Raw genomic sequence first — 19,895 nt, 5'->3', positions numbered from 1 at the left:
CGCCCTGATCCCTCACGACGCTTCGGGCGATCGCCCCGAAGCTTCATCCTCGACCAGCAGCACCGGAATCGTGCTGGCCTCCAGGACGGCCTGGGACACCGAGCCCACCAGCACCCGATCCCAGGCCTGATGCCCCCGCTTGCCCAGGACGATCTCTGCTGCCTGCCGGGCGATCGCAAACTCGATGATGGTTTCGGGGACCGGGCCGGACAGCGGACAAAACTCGTGGCGAATGTCGGCTAGCGTTTGCCGGGTGAGGGCCTGGAGGGGGGCGATCGCCGCTTCGGACCCCCGGATGACCGACACCACCAGCACCGTGCCGTTGCTGCGGCGGGCCAGCTCTGCCGCCTTGGTCAGGACCGCCGCAGCCAGGGGCGAAGTGTCTACGGCGGCGACGATCACCACCTGCCGAGCCACCGAGACCTTGGTCGGGTCCACGGCCCCGCGGCTCAGGAGGCGCGGCGCAAAGGTGGGGATCGCCCACGCCCCCAGGGGAGCGGTTACCAAAATCGAGAGGGCCGCCAGGGCCAGCACGACCTCACCGCCCGCCAGTCCCTGGGCCAGGGGAATCGCGCCGATGGCGGCCTGTACCGTGGCCTTGGCGGAGTTGCCGGGCAGCAGAAACAGCCGCTCTTGCCAGGTCCAGTTGCTGCCCGCCGTGGAGAGCCACCACCCGAGCGATCGCCCCACCAGCGTCCCCACCGCCAGCAGCAAGAGCCCCGGCAGCAGGACGCTCTCGAGCACTGAGACCTCGATGCTGGCCCCCAGCAGCCCAAACAAAAGAATCTCGGCAATCACCCACAGGCCATCGAAGCCGGTGCGCAGGCGGCGGGCCAGAGGCGCGTCAAACTCGATCAGGAAAAAGCCCATTGCCATGACGGCCAGATAGCCCGAATAGAAGGGCAAACGCTCAGCGCCGACCACCAGCAGCAGAGCGGCGCAGGCGGCCAGCAGGATATCCTGCACGGCGTTTTGGGTCCAGTTTTGGCGAGAGAGCAGCGAGACGAGGCTGCGAGCGGCCAGCAGACCCACCCCCACCCCAAAGCCGATCTGGCTGAGGACTTGCAGGGGCAGGGCGACCCAGGCGCTGACCTGGAAACCGGCGATCGCCAGGGTTCCCGCGCTGCCCTGGGCCAAGAAGCGCAGCAGCAGGCTAAAGCCCAGCAGCATCAGCACATCGGACAGGGCGCTGCCCGTCAAGATGGCGTCCGGGATGCCCTTGGTGACGCCCCAGCCCAGACTCTTGAGGCGGAGCATGCCGGGGACAATGACGGCGGGGGACTCCGGTGCTAGGACGCAGCCCAGGAGCAGGCCGGTGGGCCAGTCCAGCCCAAACAGCCAGTGAGCGGCGATCGCCACCACCAGGGTTTCGCCCAGGGCCGGCAAAAAGCCCAGGCGCAGGGCCACGGTGCCTTGCTGGGCCAGCTTGTCGCGATCGAGCCCCAGACCCGCCTTCATCAAGATCACCATGACGGCTACGGTGCGCAGGGGGGCTGCCCCCGCCAGCAGGCCAGGACTCAGGACATGGGCCACCGACGGCCCCAGCACGATCCCGATCAGCACCATTCCCACGAGGGCCGGGGCTCCCAGGCGGCGAGCAATCTGCCCCCCAAAGAACCCCATCCCCAAAATCCACAGAAAACTTTCTAGCATCACGCACCTCTCTCAGACACGACGGTGAGCGTGACTTGCTGCCAGAAAAGGGATAGCGCCAAAAGCTCCTACTCTTTGGCAGCAAGCCAAACAAGTAGGAGCCATCAGCCAGTCCAAAGCCAGTTTAGAAAAAAGGTCGGCGCAAATTTTAGCGCGATCGCCGGACGGCGGTTATGGCGAGCTCCATCGCCTAGATTCTATTAAACGTCATGGGCTGGCGAGGGGGAAGAGGGGAACGGGGTGGGCGATCGCACTCGGTAGCAGTCCCGTCCCTGGGCTTTGGCCTCGTAGAGCGCCTCATCAGCCGCCTGAATCAGCATGGCAGGCGTGCTCTGGAGAGTCGGGATTACCGTGCTCACGCCCAAGCTGAGGGTGACCCGAGAACTGACCTCAGAGTGTTGATGGGCAATGTTGAGGGTCTGGACATTGCGGCGAATCCGCTCCACCACGGCGATCGCCCCCTCCAGATCCGTATTGGGCAGCACCAAGACAAACTCCTCCCCGCCATAGCGCGCCACCAGATCCGCCGTGCGCTTCAGTGCGCCTCGCATCGCCCCCGCCATCAGTTGCAGCACCTCGTCTCCTGCTTGGTGGCCGTATAGATCGTTGTAGCGCTTGAAAAAGTCCACATCGCACAAAATCAGCGACAGCGAACCACGATCGCGCGCGAGGCGCAGCCACTCCCGGCGCAGATATTCATCAAAATGGCGGCGGTTGGCCACCTGGGTCAGGCCGTCAATGCTGGCCAGTCGCTGCAGCTCCTGGTTGGCGTGCTGGAGCCGCTGGTGCAGCTCCGCCTGCTGAATGGCGATCGCCACCTGAGCCGTCAGCTGCTGGAGCAGGCCGATTTCCCAAGACTGCCACTGGCGCGGCTCATGGCACTGATGCACGCTCAGCAAGCCCCACAGCCCCTCCTGCTGCAAGATCGGCACCGCCAGGCGCGCCCGGATATTCATCGCCGCAAACGCTCGCTGAACAATGGGCGGCAGCTGCGGGCTGCTGTGGGTATCGGTGAGGCTGCTTGTCTTGCCCTGGATGTAGTGATCCACCGGCAGCAGACAGCCAAACTCCGCCGGAAAGCTAAACCCCAGCAGCGACGGAATCCCGGTCTTGAGAGACTCGGTGATCACGTGGCCGCCGCTGCTGGGATACCCCCAGTAGATAATCACGCGGTCCGCCTGGAGCAGCTGCCGCACCTCCCGCACCGTCGTGCTGAGAATTTGGTTGAGATCGAGGGACTGGCGAATGTGCTGGGCGATCGTGCCGAGGAGTTTTTCCCGCTCAGCCTGGTGGCGCAGCATCTCTTCGATCTGTTTGCGCTCGGTGATATCGCTAAAAGTGCAGAGCACCTGGCGAACGCTGCCATTGTTGCTTAGCTGGGGTTCAGCATTGACCAAAATCCACACCAGAGAGTCGTCTCCCCGGTAAATGCCCATCACCACATTGCGCACGGGCTGGCCGGTGGCGATCGCCACCGGCACCGGATGCTCTGGCGCCGGAAAGGGTGCGCCATCTTCGTGAATCACCTGCCAGCGCGGATCAAAAGACGTTTTCCTCATCATCTGGTCTTCGCTCAGGCCCAGCAGCCGCAGGGCCGCCGAGTTAAACACCAGCGCTTCGGCCTGCGGCCCCGTGAGCAAAACGCCCACCTGGAGATCTTCGATCAGCGCGCGAAACTGCTGCTCGCTCTGGCGCAGCTTTTCTTCGGCGAGGCGGCGCTCGGTCACGTCGTAGCACGAGCCGATGAAGCCTGCGAAGTTGCCCTCGATGTCCCTAAAGGGGCTGCCAAAGTCCATCAGCCAGCGGTATTCGCCGTCCCAGCGCAAAATCCGGTACTCCATCTCAAAGGCGCGTCGCTCAGCAAAGGCCTCCAGGTAGGTTCTCCGGCAGCGATCGCGATCTTCTGGGTGAACGCCGTCTAGCCAGCCGTCGCCCTGCTCCTGCTCCAGCGTGCGCCCCCGAAACTGGAGCCAGGACTGGTTGAAATAAATGACCCCGGTGGTCAGGTCGGCCTTCCAGATCAGCGTGGGGAAGGTCTCCAGCAGCGTCAGATAAAAGTCGCGCGATCGCACCACCAGCTCCTCGGCCTGCTTGCGATCGCTGATGTCGTGGCTAAAGCCCGTCACCAGCCAGCACTCGGCCTCCCCATCCCAGCGTGAGGTGAAGGTCGTTGCAATCCAGCGCAGCGAGCCGTCTTTGTGATGAAATCGGTAGGCAAAGCTGTGGGACTGTCCCGCTAGAGCCTGGTTGAGGGCCTCCCGCACGATCGGGCGATCCTCTGGAAAGATGCGAGAAAACCACAGCATGGGGCTCTCCAGCATCTCCTCGGCAGAAAACCCAAACACCACCGTGTTGCCCTGGGAGCAAAACTCGTACTGAAAGGAGCGATCGCCAAACAGCCGAAAGCGCGTAATGCCGGCGATCGTGCTGTTGAGCACATCATCAATCTGCGCCTTCGAGGCTCGCAGCGCCGTTTCGAGGGCCTTGCGCTCCGTCACGTCTGTGGCGATGCCCAAAATCTGGGATGGCCGCCCCGTGGGCTCCCGCGCAAACACCACCTCCCGCGATCGCATCCAGCGCCAAGTCCCGTCTGCCCGGCGCATGCGGTACTCGTGCTCACACACCTCGCCGTCCGCCATCGTCAGCTCGTACTGAAAAACCGCCTGGATGCCTGGTATGTCCTCCGGATGGAAAATATTGGCAAAAAACTCGCTGCCCCGGTCTTTGACCTCCTCGGGCGTATAGCCCAGGGCCGTAGAAACATAGCGATTGATATAGATATTGCGTCCTTGGTGCAGGTCAAAAATATACAAAAGCTCCGGCGAATTGTCGGTCACCTGCTCAATGAAATACTTGCTGGTGCGCAGCTCTGCCTCAACGCCCTTGGCCTCAGTGATGTCGCGCCCCTCCAAAATCAGCAGCGTCTCGGCCACATTCGGCAGGACCAGCGGCTTGAGGGACCAATCGAGATCAAGCATTTTGCCCTGACCGTTTACCAGCCGCAGCTCGTGGCGCACCACCCTGCCCGCCAGCGCCTCGGCGATCGCCTGGCGCAGCAGCGGCTCCACCTCCCCGTCCCACTGGGCCACCTCCCACAGCGATCGCCCGATCACGGCTTCGGGGGAGCACCCCAGCAGGCCCAGCAGCTGAGAATTGGCCTCCCGCAGCGTCCCGTCCGCCGCCAGCAGCCCGATCACCTGAAACGTCTGATCGAAAATTGCCCGACTGCGCTGGCGCTGGCTCAGCAGCCGCTGCTCGATCTGTCGCCGCTCCCAGATCTCACGGCTCAGCTCCCGCGCCTGCTGGCGCGCCTTGGTCGCGAAATGCATCAGCAAAAACGTGCCAACCGTCGTCAGCACCCCATTGAGCACCTCAGCGCGCAGACTCGGCAGCCTAAAGGCCGCCGCCAGGGAAGGAGAGCTGGTCTGGCTGGTTTCCCAGATCGCCGTTGCCTGACACATAAACACGTGAAATTGCAGGACGCCGGTGGCCGCGAGCCAGGGCAGCCAGCGCAGGGGCAGGGGATAAGGCCGCCCCGCCGAAAAGGCCAGTAGCAAAGTTCCAGTGCCCAGCAGAAGCAGCCCCACAGCGGACAGAATGGATACCCCCGTGAGCTGGCCCCAGCTGCCCAGGTCGATCACGCCGCTGAGGTATCCCACCAGAGCCGCGCTGCCGATGGCCACCGCTCCCACTGCCGCAAAGCTGGCGATCGCCGCACTCACCCGCCGCCGCCCCGCCGTCAAGCTAAAATTCGCCACGCCCAGCAGCAGCAGCCCTAGGGCGCTGTAGGGGGACAGCCGCCCCGGCACGCTCTCGAGCGGTCGCCACGCCAAGTGCGGCGCGGGCGGCCGCGACAGATAGTCCTCGACAAAATACTGATCAATCCCCAGGTCTATCTGCAAAAGGTGCTCTATCAGCACCAGCAGCCCCAAAACGGCGATCGCCCCGCCCAGACCCCGCGCCCAGCGCCGATAGCCCAAAGCATTGGCCGTCAGGGCAAAGCCCCCCAGCACCAGCGCGATCGCCATGTTGTAGCGGATTGGGGGCGCCTCCGGCCAAATCTGAAGCACCCTGGACCAGCGCAGATGCCATGCCACCGCCAGCAGCGCCCCTAGGCTCGCCGAGCTGAGCCCCAGGGCAATCACCCAGCGACAAGACACCGATCGAAACAAGCGGGAGATAAAGTCCATACAAAAGATACGGCAGGCAGCAAAAAGCGCGTGGATTTGGATCAAAGGAGACCCCTAGGGTCAACCGCCTGAACCGACCCCTAGGGCCGCTCCAAGAATCATTCCCCGAATCATTCCCCTTGGCCAAACCCTCGGTTTTAGGCCGTTAGCTGAGGGGGAATCTCCAGAGGCTGAAAGGGCAGCCGCAGCCAGAATTTGCTGCCGACACCTTCTTGCGACTCAAACTCGATCGCTCCTGACATCAGCTCCGCGAAGCGCTTGCACAATGACAGTCCTAATCCGGTCCCATCCGATCGCTTTCGTGCGGGATTATTGACCTGATAAAACGGATCAAAAATCCGGTCTTGGTAATCTCGGGGAATGCCAATGCCTGTATCAGTGACCGTGAAGCATAACATATGATCTAGCACGGCTAAATGAACCTCTACCTCCCCGCCGGCTGGCGTGAACTTCAGGGCGTTAGAAACCAGGTTGACTAGAATTTGAAACACTAAACGAGTCTCTAAAAGAACTAACTGTTGATGGCTGGGTAACTGATATTTGAAATGGAGATGAATCGACTGTTCGATAGCCTTTTGGGAAAGCAGCTCGATGGTTTGTTCGCAGAGGTCGACGGGGCTGGCGACCTGATAGCTCAAGTCGGTGTGTCCTGCATCTAATCTACTGAGATCTAGCAGATCGTTGATCAAGTTCAACAGATGCTGACCACTTTCGCAGATGAGCCCAATGTACTGCTGCTGTTTTTCGTTGAGATCTCCATAAAACTGCTCATGGAGTAAACGAGCAAAGCCCAAAATCGTGGTGAGGGGCGTGCGCAGCTCGTGACTGACCCCCGTCAGAAATTCGGACTTGTAGGTGTTGGCGCGCTGGGCCTCTCTCAGGGCGATCGCCAGATCCCGCGTTCGCTGCTCGACCAGGGTTTCGAGCTCCTGGCCGTAGACCTGACTGCGCCGATAGTGCTGGGCGTGCTGCCCCGCGATGGATAGCTGGTCGGCTACGTGGCGCACCAGCTCGATGTCGGCGGTTTGCCACTGGCGCTGGCGATCGCACTGATGGCAGCAGATCACCCCAAACAGCTTCTCCTCCAGATAAGTCGGCACCAAAATCCAGCTCCTAGCCCCCTGAACCAGCACATCCTCCCGCCACCCCAGCAGGTCATACTGCTCGCCGTCATTCACCACAACGACTGTATGTTTCAGGTTGCGCACAGGGCTGTTGAAGGAGCGAAAAGGACCACTGTTGCCCAAGCCCAGCGCGACGCCCGTCTGAGCAAAGCTGTGGGTGACGACCCATCCGGCAGCGGCATAGTGGGCAAAGTAGCAGCGATCGACCTGTAGGTGCCTGCCGAGCTCCTCTAGAGCCGCCTGCACAATCACATCCATATCCAGAGTGTCGCGAATGTGCCGCGTGATCTGGTGGGAGAGTTTTTCGCGGTGGGCCTGGATCTCGATCTCTCGCTGGATGGTCTGCCGCTCCCGCAGCGCCTCGGTCAGCGCAACCGCTTGGCGGCGCAGCTCCATTTGACTAATGACCTGACGACCGAGGGCTTCGAGGGCTTCGATCTGCTCAGCGCTCAGCTGGTGCGGCGCGAAGTCCAGCACGCACAGAGTGCCCAAGACTTGGCCGTGGGGGCTGATCAGCGGCGTCGCCGCGTAGAAGCGCACGTGGGGCGCGCTGCGCACCACGATATTTTCGGCGTGGACGCTGTGGGCGCGGGTGTCGGGGATCAGCAGAAATTTGCCTTCTTCGACAACCAGAGGGCAAAATCCGGGCTCTAGGGGCAGCTCTTGGAGATCCGCCATGCCGAATTTGGCCTTGAACCATTGCCGCCGCGAATCGACCAATGTAATCAGCGAGACAGGTGTATGGCAGATGGTCGCCGCTAGTTTGACAATGTCGTCAAACGCCAGCTCGGGGGGCGTATCGAGAATGTGGTAATCGATGAGGGCTTTGACCCGCTGCGGATCGTGGAGATTGTCGCTCATGTCACAACAACAACAGGGCTGGGAGGGAAGGAGGTGGTAGACAAAGCGCCTTGCAAGGAGGGGCTGGGGCGATCGCCTGCATATCTTGTCCAGGCTTGAGATTGCGCTGCTTTGGGAAAAGCAGCGGATTCAGACCGCAGAGCGTAAGCGGTGTCGAAACCCGTTTTAGGGTCAACACGCGGTCTGTTCTAGGCCAGCTTTGCCGCCAAACTCACCCTAGAGTGTTCCCATGGGATTGCCCAAATGCGATTTTTTCGGAGGGTCTGTTGCAGAATGTCTTGGCGCAAGGGGGACTCTCTCCGCGCAGGGTCTGGCAACAGTCCCCTTTAAGCCAAATTTCTAGTCAAAATGAAAATTTCTCAGGCCTGAGAACCCATAGAAGGTCACGGCCTTTCAGGAATCCTGGTCGATCGCGCTGTAGTCTTGCGGTTCTCCTTTCTATCGAATGGTTCTTAGAGACTGCTGATGCGCACGATCAACTTATTTATTGCCACGAGTCTAGATGGCTACATCGCTCGCAAAAATGGCGAGGTAGACTGGCTTTTTACCGATCAGGACTATGGATATACAGCATTTTTTGACGAGATCGAGACCCTCCTAATGGGGCGGCGAACCTACGAACAGCTGCTCACCTTTGGCGAATATCCCTACGGAACCAAGGAGGCCTATGTTTTCTCTCGGGGCCAGCGCGATCGCACTGAACAGGTCAACTTTGTTGCCCAGGAGCCGGCGTCCTTTGTGCGGGACCTGAAAGGGCGTCCGGGTGGCGATATTTGGCTAGTGGGGGGTGCGGTGCTGGTGCGCGAGCTTTTGGCGGCGAAGCTGGTTGATCGGCTCATTCTCTCGATTCACCCGGTGGTGTTGGGTGAAGGGTTGCCGCTTTTTCTGGGGCCGCTGCCGGAGATCCCGCTGACGCTGATAGACCACCATACTTTTGAGACCGGATTGGTGCAGCTGACTTATGAGTCTGCTGCGGCCTAAAGGGTTTTGCGCTGGAGTATTTCTGCTGGGATGCAGTCCGCTGTGCCAAAGCCATAAAGCGTCTGGCCAAGAAGATACAGACAATTCTTTAAAGGGGGATATAATCGCCAGATAAGGCAGTGTTGCGCGATCGCTCTTCGGTATATTTGGTCTGTTCGCGCAACAGAACGAGCGATCGCCCGTGTTCCCCAGCCTCACGACCGATACTTCCCAGCGAAATTTTTCTAGCTAGTCATAGCAGCGCAGCCTGTCCCATCGGGCTGCGCTAGTAGTTGGCAATGATCGAGAGTGTCCTCTAGCAATGGAGGGTTTCGTCGGCGATCGCTTCATATTTGTTTGCAAAATTTCGTTTATTTAAGCATTACTTACATTTCTGTTATCTCTGGGCATCCTCAAAACATCCATGGGATCTTGCGCCGGTCGAAACTATCATGAGATTCACGCGACGTCACTTTCCAGCATTGCTGACTCTCCTTTTGGGAGTTGCTCTTTCGGTGAGCACTAGCACCACCCTCGAACAGTGGGAACAAGAGCGCGCTCAAGCAGCGTTTGAGCGGCGCTCGAACACGATTACCAAAGCGCTGCAGGTCAGACTCGATGACTATTCGTCTATTTCTTATGCTTTTGAGGCGTTTCATGCCGCCAATCGAGACCTGAACAAGACGCAATTTCAGAAGCTAGCGCAGTCATTTTTTAAGCGCTATGACGGGCTCTATGCCCAGAACTGGGTGGTTCCCGTGTCTTTGAGGGAGCGATCGCAGTTTGAGCAGGCGCGCCAAGCTGAGGGCATGGACAGTTTCCAGATTTATCAAATGGATGCTGAGGGCCAGCCCCAGCCAGTCCGCGATCGCCCCATGTATTACCCGATTGCCTATGCAGAGCCTCTGCCGGAGATCGAGGGAGTATTAGGGTTTGACTTTGGGTCTAATCCTGAGCGTTTTGGGGCCCTAGTTCAGGCACGCGACAGCGGCAGGCCTGCGGTGACGGATCGGATCACCCTGATTGCCAAAAACTCTGTGGGGTTTATTTTGGCTCATCCGATCTATGCTGCTGAGTCGAGTCCGTCTACCCTGGCGGAGCGTAAGCAGAGTTTTCGGGGAATTTTTGTGGGGGTTTACTCGATCCCCGAAATTTTGGAGACGGCGATCGCGGGGCTCAATGTGACGGATCTCAATTTCCATTTGGTCGATCTTCAGGCCAAGCAGCCCCAAAACCGCTTTCTGGCTTTTTACAATGCTGAGACCCAGACGATCCAAACGATCTTGGACAAAGATTTTCCGCAATCGCCGGAGCGTACCGTCGGCTGCGATCGCTCGCTGTGCGCCACTAGGGTCACGATCGCCGATCGCCAGTGGCTGCTGCAGCTCCAGCCTACTCCAGCCTATCTTGCTGGCCAGCAGTACTGGTTTGCAGAGTCAATGCTGGTGATTGGCCTGCTGGTGACGAGCGGTTTGGTGATCTATCTCTATCAAGCAACCGAAAGAACCAGCCAGATCTCGGCCTTGGTGGCGGCTCGAACCGCCGAACTCTCAGAAGAAGTCGCGGAGCGGCGGCGCGCCGAGGCCATCTTGCGGGAGTCGGAGCAAACCCTCCGAGCGCGATCGCAGGAGCTCCAGCAGGCCCTCGATGATCTCCATCGCACCCAGGCCCAGCTCGTACAAACCGAAAAAATGTCTTCTCTAGGACAGCTCGTAGCGGGGGTAGCTCACGAGATCAACAACCCGGTCAACTTTATCTATGGCAACCTTCAGCACACTGCGACCTACACGCAAGATCTACTGTCCCTGGTAGATCTCTATCAGCAGGATAATCCCTCGCCCTCATCGAGTATCCAAGCGCTGATGGAGGAGATCGATTTTGATTTTCTGCGCATCGATATGCCGAAGATGCTGCTCTCGATGCAGGTGGGGACTCAGCGGATTCGAGAAATTGTCAAATCTCTCCGCAACTTCTCTCGCCTAGATGAGGCAGAAATCAAGGCCGTAGATATCCATGAGGGCATCGAAAGCACGCTGATGATCTTGCACAATCGTCTGCGGGCCAAAACCGATCGCGCTGAGATCGAGGTGATTCGAGACTATAGTGCGCTACCTCTGGTGGAGTGCTATGCGGGCCAGCTCAACCAAGTTTTTATGAATCTAATGAGTAATGCCATTGATGCTCTCGAGGATCATATGTATGCGACGGGCGATCGCGGCGTGATTACCCTAGAAACGCGATCCCTTAGCCCCCAGACCGTGCGCATTTCTGTATCTGACAATGGTCCAGGAATTCCCGTAGAGACGCAAAAGCGTCTATTTGAACCCTTCTTCACGACCAAACCCCTGGGAAAAGGAACGGGCTTGGGTCTATCGATTAGCTACCAAGTGGTTCAGGAAGTTCATCGCGGGACCCTAGAGTGCTTCTCGAAGGTCGGCAAAGGAACTGAGTTTCGGATTACGCTGCCGGTCAGCCAATCGGCTTTGGTTTCCCGAGTCTGAGGAACCCTGGCAAACAAGGCGCTTGTTGCCAAGGGCGCGCAGCCAAAACTGTGTGGAAATATCACGCCTGTGTGAATATCAATGGCAAAGCAATACGATTTTTCACAAAAAACCGTGATTTGATGCTTGGAGTTTGCAACCTAGGTACTTTAAGACTGAACCTTCATGGAGCGTTTTCTCGGTTAATGGCAGGGTGCTTGAGCCTTTAGGCCCACGGGCTGTGGTGCTTAAAACGAGCTAAATCAGCCAATCTTCGGGTAAGTCTCCATCATTTCGCTGACGCCAAAACCGCTTGCATTCTCCAAAATTATTTTGTAAAGCTAAAAAAGCCGTAGGAGCGATCGCCCGGGTCTGGGTTTAGGAGTGATTGGATACATCTCTACTTTTGGATCGAGAGAAGCGACGTATTTTAATTTCTCTGATTTTAATTTTTCTGATTTTCTAATCTAGAAATAGCGCAATCCTCTGGAGGTTCTCAGTAGAGCTGAAGGTTTGTTTCTATCCCAGGTAAAAGCAAAGACTATCTGTATCCTGGAGAACCAGCTGAGAGAACTGGCTTAGAACTGTCTTGAGGCGTTCTTTATTTTCTCTCTTTAGGATTTTGGGCAGGTGCAAATATTGGTTTCTTGCCGCGTTGTGTATGTTTCCTGTTCTATCATTCTTGCGAGGTGGCACCGTTGGCCACTAAGCGCATTCTTTTAATTAACGATGAGATCCATCTTCGTGAAATTGTTCAGACCTGTCTTGAGACATTAGGTGGGTGGCAAGTGATTGCAACAAGCTCTGCACAGCCCGATCTCCAAACTGCTCAATTGAGCGACGTTGATGCGATTATTTTGGATGTGGTGGCGACAGAAGTTGATGGTCTGGGTCTCTTGCGGCGGTTGCAGCTCGATCTGAGGGACCAGAGCATTCCGGTGATTTTGCTGACTGCCAAGACCTACTGGATGACGGCTGAGCAGCTTTCACGCTGGGGAGTGGTAGGGGCGATCGCCAAGCCTTTTAACTCTCTTCTGCTTGCCAAGCAAGTGTCGTCGATTTTGGGATGGAGCTTGCCCAACGCTCCTTCCTAGAAGATCCTGGGCAAGGATAGTGCTATGCAAAGCGCAATGAAACTAGGCCGAATCACGCGGATCAGCTTTGGAACCGTCATCGTCCTGATGATTTTGCTGGGGAGCATCTCCAAAATCACCATGAATCAGCTCTTGGGGGCGGTGGGCTGGGTGACGCACACCTACGAAATCAAAGAAAGCCTCGCCCAGATTGCTGAAGATATTGCCTTGGGAGATGCTGCCCAGCGTGGATATATCCTCACTGGGCAGCCAAGGTTTTTGGCGGTACGCGATGAGTCGCTTGAGAATATTCCCCAGATGATGGCAGAGGTGCGGAAACTCATCGGAACAACTCCAGGGCAGCAAGAGCGTTTCAGAGAATTCGAAGCTGCGTATGAAAAGAAAGCCGAAGCGTCTAATCGCGCCCTAGAACTGGCTCTTGCCGGAAATCGCCAAGCTGCGATCGATTTGGTGGGCTCAGACAACTTTGAAATTAACCAGGAGCTCTTGCAAGCGCTGAAGGCGCTGCTCGCGGGGGAAGATAGCCTGCTGGCGCAGCGCAATCAGGATGCTAAGGCGGTGGAGTACTGGTCTACGGTGGTTTCCCTGGCGGGAACGGCGATCGCGATCGCCTTGGCCCTGGGGACGCTGGTATTCATTAGTCGGCGGGTGATTCGACCCATCAACGAAGTCGCCAACGCGATCGCCAGCTCTTCCTCAGAAATCGCTTCCACCGTAGAAGAGCAGGAGCGCATCGCTAGCCAGCAGGCAGCCTCAGTGAGCCAGACCACCGCCACCATGGACGAGCTGTACATGTCCTCCCAGCAGTCTGCCGACCAGGCCTCTCTGGCCGCGAGCAGCGCCCAGCAGGTGCTGACGCTAGCCGATAAAGGAACCTCCGTCGTCGACCACACGCTGTCGGACATGGAGCAGCTCAAGAATAAAGTCGAAGCGATCGCCGAGCAGATTCTGCGACTGAGCGAGCAAACGAGCCAGATTGGGAGCATCTCTGGCCTCGTGGGAGACATCGCCACCCAGACCAACATGCTGGCCCTCAACGCCGCCGTCGAAGCCGTGCGAGCGGGAGAATCCGGCAAAGGATTTGCCGTTGTGGCGGCCGAGATCCGGAAACTGGCAGACCAGAGCCGCAAATCCGCCGAAAAGATCAGCGGACTTGTGACCGAAGTCCAGAACTCGATCAACTCCACCGTCATGGTGACCGACGAAGGGACCAAGACCGTCGACCAGAGCGTGCAGACCGTGCAGATTGTGGCTGACAACTTCATGAGCGTTGCGGAAGCGATCAACCACGTCGTGATCAGCAGCCAGCAGATTTCGGCCAACGCAAAGCAGCAGGCGATCGCAATTCAGCAGGTGCTCGAGGCGATGAACCAGCTGAACCAGGGAGCGGTCCAGACCGCGAGCGGGATTAGCCAGACCCGAGTGGGCACGCACAAGCTCAACGAAGCGGCGGTGGATCTGCAAACGGTGGTTTGAGCGGCTGAGCCCGTTGGTTTGCGGACTGCTGTGGGGAGTCGGCCTGGCTGGGGAGAGGCGCGATCGCCCCCCCAGACCAAACGGCCCACAATACAAACATTGCTTGGATGGATCTAGCCCAACCCTCCATACCATCAGATTCTGGGCTGAGGATAGTGCTATGCGGAGCGTAATGAAGCTAGGCCGAATTACCCAAATCAGCTTTGGAGCAGTCATCTTTGTCATGATTCTCCTGGGAGCGATTTCTAAAGTGACCGTCAATCAGCTTTTGGTGGCGGTGGAGCGGGTGACGCATACCTACGAAGTCAAAGAGCGCCTCGGGGTCTTGGGAGAAGACTTGGCGATGGGGGACGCCAGTCGGCGGGGCTACAGCCTGACGGGCCAAACCCGATTTCTGGCGGTCCACGATGAGGTGCGAGACAATGCCGCTCAGACTCTGGTGGAGTTGCGAGAACTGATCGCTGATAACCCTGGGCAGATCCAGCGCCTGGGAGAGTTTGAGGCCATCTATAACGAGAAATCCCAAATTGCCAATCGGGTGATCGAGCTGACGCGAGCGGGGCAGCAACAGGCTGCCGCAGCGCTGGTTGGCAGCGATCGCACCTTTGCCATTAACCAAGAGCTGCAGCGAAAGCTGCAAGAGATGAATGCAGTCGAAGATGCGCTCCTGTTGCAGCGCAATCGAGATGCTAAGGCGGTGGAGTACTGGTCTAGCTTGATCTCGTTGGCGGGCACTCTGATCGCGATCGCCCTCGGCCTTGGGGCGCTGATTTTTATCAGTCGGTGGGTGATTCGACCCATCAACGAAGTCGCCAACGCGATCGCCAGCTCTTCCTCAGAAATCGCCTCCACCGTAGAAGAGCAGGAGCGCATCGCCAGCCAGCAGGCAGCCTCAGTGAGCCAGACCACCGCCACCATGGACGAGTTGTACATGTCCTCCCAGCAGTCTGCCGATCAGGCCTCTCTGGCCGCGAGCAGCGCCCAGCAGGTGCTGACGCTAGCCGATAAAGGAACCTCCGTCGTCGACCACACGCTGTCGGACATGGAGCAGCTCAAGAATAAAGTCGAAGCGATCGCCGAGCAGATTCTGCGACTGAGCGAGCAAACGAGCCAGATTGGGAGCATCTCTGGCCTCGTGGGAGACATCGCCACCCAGACCAACATGCTGGCCCTCAACGCCGCCGTCGAAGCCGTGCGAGCGGGAGAATCCGGCAAAGGATTTGCCGTTGTGGCGGCCGAGATCCGAAAACTCGCAGACCAGAGCCGCAAATCCGCCGAAAAGATCAGCGGACTTGTGACCGAAGTCCAGAACTCGATCAACTCCACCGTCATGGTGACCGACGAAGGGACCAAGACCGTCGACCAGAGCGTGCAGACCGTGCAGATTGTGGCTGACAACTTCATGAGCGTCGCGGAAGCGATCAACCACGTCGTGATCAGCAGCCAGCAGATTTCGGCCAACGCAAAGCAGCAGGCGATCGCAATTCAGCAGGTGCTCGAGGCGATGAACCAGCTGAACCAGGGAGCGGTCCAGACCGCGAGCGGGATTAGCCAGACCCGAGTGGGCACGCACAAGCTCAACGAGGCGGCGGTGGATCTGCAAACGGTGGTCTAGCCCTAGGGGCGATCGCGGGCTGGCAGCAAATCAGGCGATCGCCCCAAAATGACTTCAAAAATAACTTCAAAATCTATCTAAAGACAGAAACCCTGAGCTTTAGACCCTAAGGATCCTGAAAGAGGGGAAAAAAACTCGAAAAAGGCAAAGGCCACCAAAATCCGTAATGTTACCAAATTTCTAAAAAAGCCAGTAAAATTACTGAAGCAGCCAAATCTTAAAACTTCCTTGAGAATGTGTGTATTTCGACCGTAATCATTAAAAGGTGATTGCAAGTTCAGCCACTTAACCGACTCAAATTCTCAAGTTAGAGTGGGAAACTCATAAAAATCCCATAAACATCCTGAAAATTCAAAAAATTTCACCTATGGTTGACTCAAACACCACCACCGTGTTTTTTCTGAATCAATGCTCCAGCCTGTTTTGACTCAATTGCCTAAGAAACACGGACTAGCCGCGCCGTCTTCAGAAGTCCTATATTTTTTCTGCGTACATTTACAGTATGGGCACCCATTCATCGGATCCGAACAATCTATTTTTGAGTGAGGGTGGCCCCATGCTTCTTACCTCTCCTATCCCTATGGCTGAGAGACGGCCCAACGCTTTCCTAGCGCCGATGCAGGCAACTGCGGTGGTGGTGACTCCAGATACGGACACACAGATACTGCTACGGCAAGTCCTAGAAGCGGAGGGATATCGAGTGATCCTCTGCGAGGATACGGAGCAGTGTGAGGTCTTGACAGCGTCATTGCGAGTGACCCTGCTGGTGCTGGACATTGACCCAGGGGCGACGGATTGGGAGGCGCTGTGCCAGCAAAATCAGCGATCGCCGGGCAGCGATCCCATGGCCATTGTGCTGGTGAGCGAGTCCGCAGACGACACCTGGCTAGAGCGGGGCTTTGAGCTGGGGGCCATGGACTGTCTGGTCAAGCCCCTCCGGCGATCGCTCCTGGCGCGCCAAATCCGCCGCTGGCGAGCCGATGGCCTAGTGGCCCCCTCCCATCAGGAGCGCTTGCTGCGATCGATCGCCCAGCGCGTGCGCCAAGGAGAAGTGCTCTCAGACCTGCTCGAAACAACCCTAAGTGAGCTACAGCACCTTTTGCAGGTGGATCGGCTGCTGATTTTCCAGCACTATCCCGATGGCCAGTGTGCAGTCGCTGCTGAGGTGACCGCCAATGACGTCTTCTCGGTCCTAGGACGCCGCATTGCTGACCCCTGGTTTGCGTATCATTTACTACGCCAGCGCTCCTTGGAGCCCCTTGACCTGCCGCACCCGTCCCTCAAGTCCTGCGCCGATCTGCGGCCTTCGGCCCAGACGGTGCTGCCCATCTATCAAGGAAAAACCCGCTGGGAGCTGGCGATTTGTCAGGGTGAGTCCGCTGCCCGACCTTGGCAAGCATCAGAACAGGCTTTCCTAGAGCAGGTGTGTTTGCACTTGGCGATCGCCCTCCAGCAAGCCGAGATGCAAGAGCAGATGCACGCCTTCAGCATCGCTGTCGAGCGTCAGGTTGCAACTCGCACCGCCTCTCTTGAGCAAGCGCTGCGCTTCGAAGCAACCCTAAGCCGCATCACGGACAAGGTCCGCAACAGCCTAGACGAGAACCTGATTTTGCAAAAAGCCGTTGAGGAGCTGGCGCTGGTCTTGAACATCGGCACCTGCAACGCCGCCCTCTACGATCTGGCGACCGGCACCTCGACCATCTGCTACGAAGCGGCCCGCACCATCGCGCCCTCCCAGGGCCGCGTCACCTCCTTTGCAGTGTTTCCTGACCTCTACGGCCAGCTTCTCTCGGGCCAGCCTTCGCAGTTTTGCTACATCACGCCCAATCCGGTTCGGGGCTTGGTGAGCTTGCTGGTGTGCCCCATCATGGACGATCAAGAAGTCTTGGGCGACCTCTGGCTGGTGCGATCGCGCGATCAGGGCTACGACGAGAGCGAGGTGCGCTTGGTGGAGCAAGTCGCCAACCACTGCGCGATCGCCATTCGCCAAGCGCGGCTCTATCAGGCCCTCCAGGTCACCGTGAACGAGCTCGAAAAGCGCAACCAGCTCAAGGACGATTTTCTAAGCACCGTTTCCCACGAGCTGCGATCGCCCATGACCAACATGCGCCTCGCCATCCAGATGCTAGAGCGCAGCCTGAGCCAAGCCGAAAGCACCACTGGCCGCGCCACCACCGCCTATCTCAAAATCCTCAAAGAAGAGTGTGAGCAGGAAATCACCCTGATCAATGACCTGCTGGATCTCCAGCGGCTAGAGGGGGGGCACCAAGGCCTCAGCGCAGAGATCGTCGCCGTCGAAGACTGGCTGCCAGATGTAGTGAAGTCTTTCCAGGCCCGTTTGGGCGAGCGCCAGCAAACGCTGAAATTCAACATTGACGAAAACTTGCCGCCGCTGGTGACCGATGCGTCCGCGCTGCGCCGCATTGTCATGGAGCTGCTGCACAACGCTTGCAAATACACCCCGCCCGGCGAAATCATCGCGATCTCGGCGCTGGTCAAGGGCGATCGCTACTGCATCAGCGTCTGCAACCACGGCGTCGAAATCCCGGCGAAGGAGCTAGAGCGCATCTTCGAGAAATTCTATCGGGTGCCCAATGGCGATCGCTGGAAGCAGGGCGGTTCGGGGCTCGGCCTGGCTCTGGTCAAGCGCTTGGCCGATCACCTCGGGGGCGTCATCCAGGTCTACAGCCACACCGACGAGACCTGCTTTACCCTCGAGATGCCTCTCAACCCCGAAACCAACCCTAGCTAGAGACGGATTGGGCGCCCGTGGCCCTGGTCTACTTCTTCTTGCCGCCTTTACCGCCCTCGGGCTTCCCTTTCTTGTCGCTGATCTCTTCAGGCGCTGTGCTGGGGGTCGCTTCTGGGCTGACAGCTGGGCTGGCAACGGCGGGTGCGGTGGCGTCGGGGCTGGCGACCGGGCTAGCCGCTGGGGCTGGGCTCTCAGGTGCCCGGACGCTCGAAAGCTGGTGCACGCCAACCACAAGTCCCGACACGGCGGTGATCAGGGTCGCGGCGGCGGTCATGAGACCTGGCAAGGTCTGGATCCAAGGCTGGTTGTTGGGATCGTCTGTCATAGCGTTCGCAAGGCTTAGGTGTTTTTCTCTGGTGCTTTTCTCTTTTCTTCAGGATTCCCCGATTTTCCGAACAGTTGCCAGGGGAAATCAAAAAAATTTCTAGGTTTGGCAAGGGATGAAGTGCCCCGAGGAATGCGATAAGCTTTGGTATCTTTCTCAAGGCAGCTCACCGATGGATAACACGACGATCTCTGTCTCGCTCCCGCAGGAGGTGTGGACAGCGCTGCGCGCCAAGGTAGCCGCTGGGTCTGCGGAGGAAGCGGCTCTGGTGGCGGCGGCTCTCCAGGCCTATTTGGCAGATTCTCAAGTGCCGATTGTCAGTGCGAAGTCTCTCGATCAGCTCGAAAAACAGATGCGATCGCTGATGGTCCAGGTCCAGCAGCAGCTCTCCCAGCGTCTGGCCGGGGTCGAGAATCATTTGGTGATGCTGGACTACAAGGTGAATGGGTTGCAGGCGATCGCCACCAATCCCCCCGGCGTGGACGATCTGACCCCCAGCACGACAGCGACAGCGGCCAGCGATCGCCCGAGCGGCAGCAACTTCTTCGTTGAAGAAGATGAGTACGATGAGCCGGACGAGATCTTGTATGACTTTCTCCCAGCCGATCGCCCCAGTTAGTGATTTGCGCAGGGAGATCGGACGGATTGCTGTCCTCAGGGGCGGCTAATGCCCACAAAAAAGACCCTGGAGTGTCCCAGGGTCTCAAGAGAGGAGGAAATCCGTTGTTGCTGAGAGAGAAACTTTGAAAAAAGAAAAGCTTGAAAGTGGATGGGCCGCGGTTTGTCGTTGCGAAGAACCTTGCGGCCCCCAGTTATTTACTACACGACTGCTTTAGACAATTCCAAGCACGTTCTGGAAGATGGCGACGCCGATGATGCCTGCGGTGGCGATCGCCACGATCGCGTTGGTGAAGAAGCGGCCTAGCTCTGGGTTATCTCCCAGGGCTTTGTCCTCTTGGCTGGCGGTAAAAAAGAGTGACCAGGCCTGGGTCCCGTTGACCGTTTCAAACTGGTTAAAGTCGGGCTGGAAAACCTTGGGACCCAAAAGTGCGGGGTTTTGGAAGTCGAAGTCGGTTTTCATGGTCTTACCTCTGTGAATCCCCGGGCGGCTCTGCTGGTAGGCGATCGCCGCTGTGCAGGGAGAACTGTGATTTGGTTTGTAACCTTATGTAAATTAATGTAACGATAAATTTACAAAACGTCAAGTGCTTTGCAAAATTTGCTATTGAACTGGCCCAAAACTCGGCCTCCGATGGGACGTCGTTGGGACGCTGGAACAGCGGCGACCCCTCCCGAGGAACGCCCAAGGGCGCTGGCCGCAGAAGCTCTAGAATAAGAGGGCTCATTTCCGCCGCCCTTCGTTGC

Annotated in this window: 12 protein-coding genes and 1 riboswitch; of the genes, 7 read left to right on the top strand and 5 right to left on the bottom strand. The window is 58.1% G+C overall.

The window, feature by feature from the left end:
* Nucleotides 1-12: 12 nt before the first annotated feature.
* From GEI7407_RS09570 to GEI7407_RS19485, 3 genes are all read right to left on the bottom strand, one after another.
* The gene (locus GEI7407_RS09570; protein WP_015171947.1) at nt 13-1,653 is read right to left on the bottom strand and encodes a cation:proton antiporter; all 1,641 of its coding nucleotides are present in this window, start codon (nt 1,651-1,653) and stop codon (nt 13-15) included.
* A gap of 88 nt (nt 1,654-1,741) precedes the next feature.
* Nucleotides 1,742-1,853: riboswitch (Fluoride riboswitch) on the bottom strand.
* On the bottom strand, nt 1,854-5,843 hold the full coding sequence (locus GEI7407_RS19490; protein WP_015171946.1) for a PAS domain S-box protein: 3,990 nt from the start codon (nt 5,841-5,843) through the stop codon (nt 1,854-1,856).
* 137 nt (nt 5,844-5,980) lie between these two features.
* Nucleotides 5,981-7,828, bottom strand: coding sequence for a GAF domain-containing hybrid sensor histidine kinase/response regulator (locus GEI7407_RS19485; protein ID WP_015171945.1), 1,848 nt, complete (start codon nt 7,826-7,828; stop codon nt 5,981-5,983).
* 465 nt (nt 7,829-8,293) lie between these two features.
* Between GEI7407_RS19485 and GEI7407_RS09555 the strand changes: the two genes are divergently transcribed.
* The 6 genes from GEI7407_RS09555 to GEI7407_RS09530 all read left to right on the top strand — a co-directional run bounded on the left by GEI7407_RS09555 (nt 8,294) and on the right by GEI7407_RS09530 (nt 18,205).
* Nucleotides 8,294-8,809, top strand: a complete 516-nt coding sequence (locus GEI7407_RS09555) for a dihydrofolate reductase family protein (RefSeq protein WP_015171944.1) — start codon at nt 8,294-8,296, stop codon at nt 8,807-8,809.
* 494 nt (nt 8,810-9,303) lie between these two features.
* Nucleotides 9,304-11,289 carry a CHASE domain-containing protein gene (locus tag GEI7407_RS19480; protein ID WP_015171943.1) on the top strand — a complete coding sequence of 662 codons (1,986 nt, stop codon included), beginning with the start codon at nt 9,304-9,306 and terminating at the stop codon, nt 11,287-11,289.
* A 668-nt stretch (nt 11,290-11,957) separates the two neighbouring features.
* Nucleotides 11,958-12,362, top strand: coding sequence for a response regulator (locus GEI7407_RS09545; RefSeq protein WP_223294537.1), 405 nt, complete (start codon nt 11,958-11,960; stop codon nt 12,360-12,362).
* A gap of 24 nt (nt 12,363-12,386) precedes the next feature.
* Nucleotides 12,387-13,838 (top strand): methyl-accepting chemotaxis protein, encoded by a 1,452-nt coding sequence (locus GEI7407_RS09540; RefSeq protein ID WP_015171941.1) that lies wholly within the window; start codon nt 12,387-12,389, stop codon nt 13,836-13,838.
* Nucleotides 13,839-13,998: 160 nt separating this feature from the next.
* The gene (locus GEI7407_RS09535) at nt 13,999-15,453 is read left to right on the top strand and encodes a methyl-accepting chemotaxis protein (protein ID WP_015171940.1); all 1,455 of its coding nucleotides are present in this window, start codon (nt 13,999-14,001) and stop codon (nt 15,451-15,453) included.
* A 580-nt stretch (nt 15,454-16,033) separates the two neighbouring features.
* The gene (locus GEI7407_RS09530; RefSeq protein WP_190274188.1) at nt 16,034-18,205 is read left to right on the top strand and encodes an ATP-binding protein; all 2,172 of its coding nucleotides are present in this window, start codon (nt 16,034-16,036) and stop codon (nt 18,203-18,205) included.
* 28 nt (nt 18,206-18,233) lie between these two features.
* Here GEI7407_RS09530 and GEI7407_RS09525 read toward each other — a convergent pair whose 3' ends face one another.
* Nucleotides 18,234-18,530, bottom strand: a complete 297-nt coding sequence (locus GEI7407_RS09525; RefSeq protein WP_015171938.1) for a hypothetical protein — start codon at nt 18,528-18,530, stop codon at nt 18,234-18,236.
* 172 nt (nt 18,531-18,702) lie between these two features.
* On the opposite strand from GEI7407_RS09525, the gene GEI7407_RS09520 reads away from it, so the two are divergent.
* Nucleotides 18,703-19,149: a hypothetical protein gene (locus GEI7407_RS09520; protein WP_015171937.1), complete on the top strand. Its 447-nt coding sequence runs from the start codon at nt 18,703-18,705 to the stop codon at nt 19,147-19,149.
* 213 nt (nt 19,150-19,362) lie between these two features.
* On the opposite strand, the gene GEI7407_RS09515 is transcribed toward GEI7407_RS09520, so the two are convergent.
* On the bottom strand, nt 19,363-19,611 hold the full coding sequence (locus GEI7407_RS09515) for a hypothetical protein (protein ID WP_015171936.1): 249 nt from the start codon (nt 19,609-19,611) through the stop codon (nt 19,363-19,365).
* Between the last annotated feature and the right edge of the window lie 284 nt (nt 19,612-19,895).

Source organism: Geitlerinema sp. PCC 7407, from assembly GCF_000317045.1.
GTDB lineage: Bacteria > Cyanobacteriota > Cyanobacteriia > PCC-7407 > PCC-7407 > PCC-7407.
Note: the sequence above shows the minus strand (reverse complement) of the source record. Positions and strands in the feature narration are given on the sequence as shown.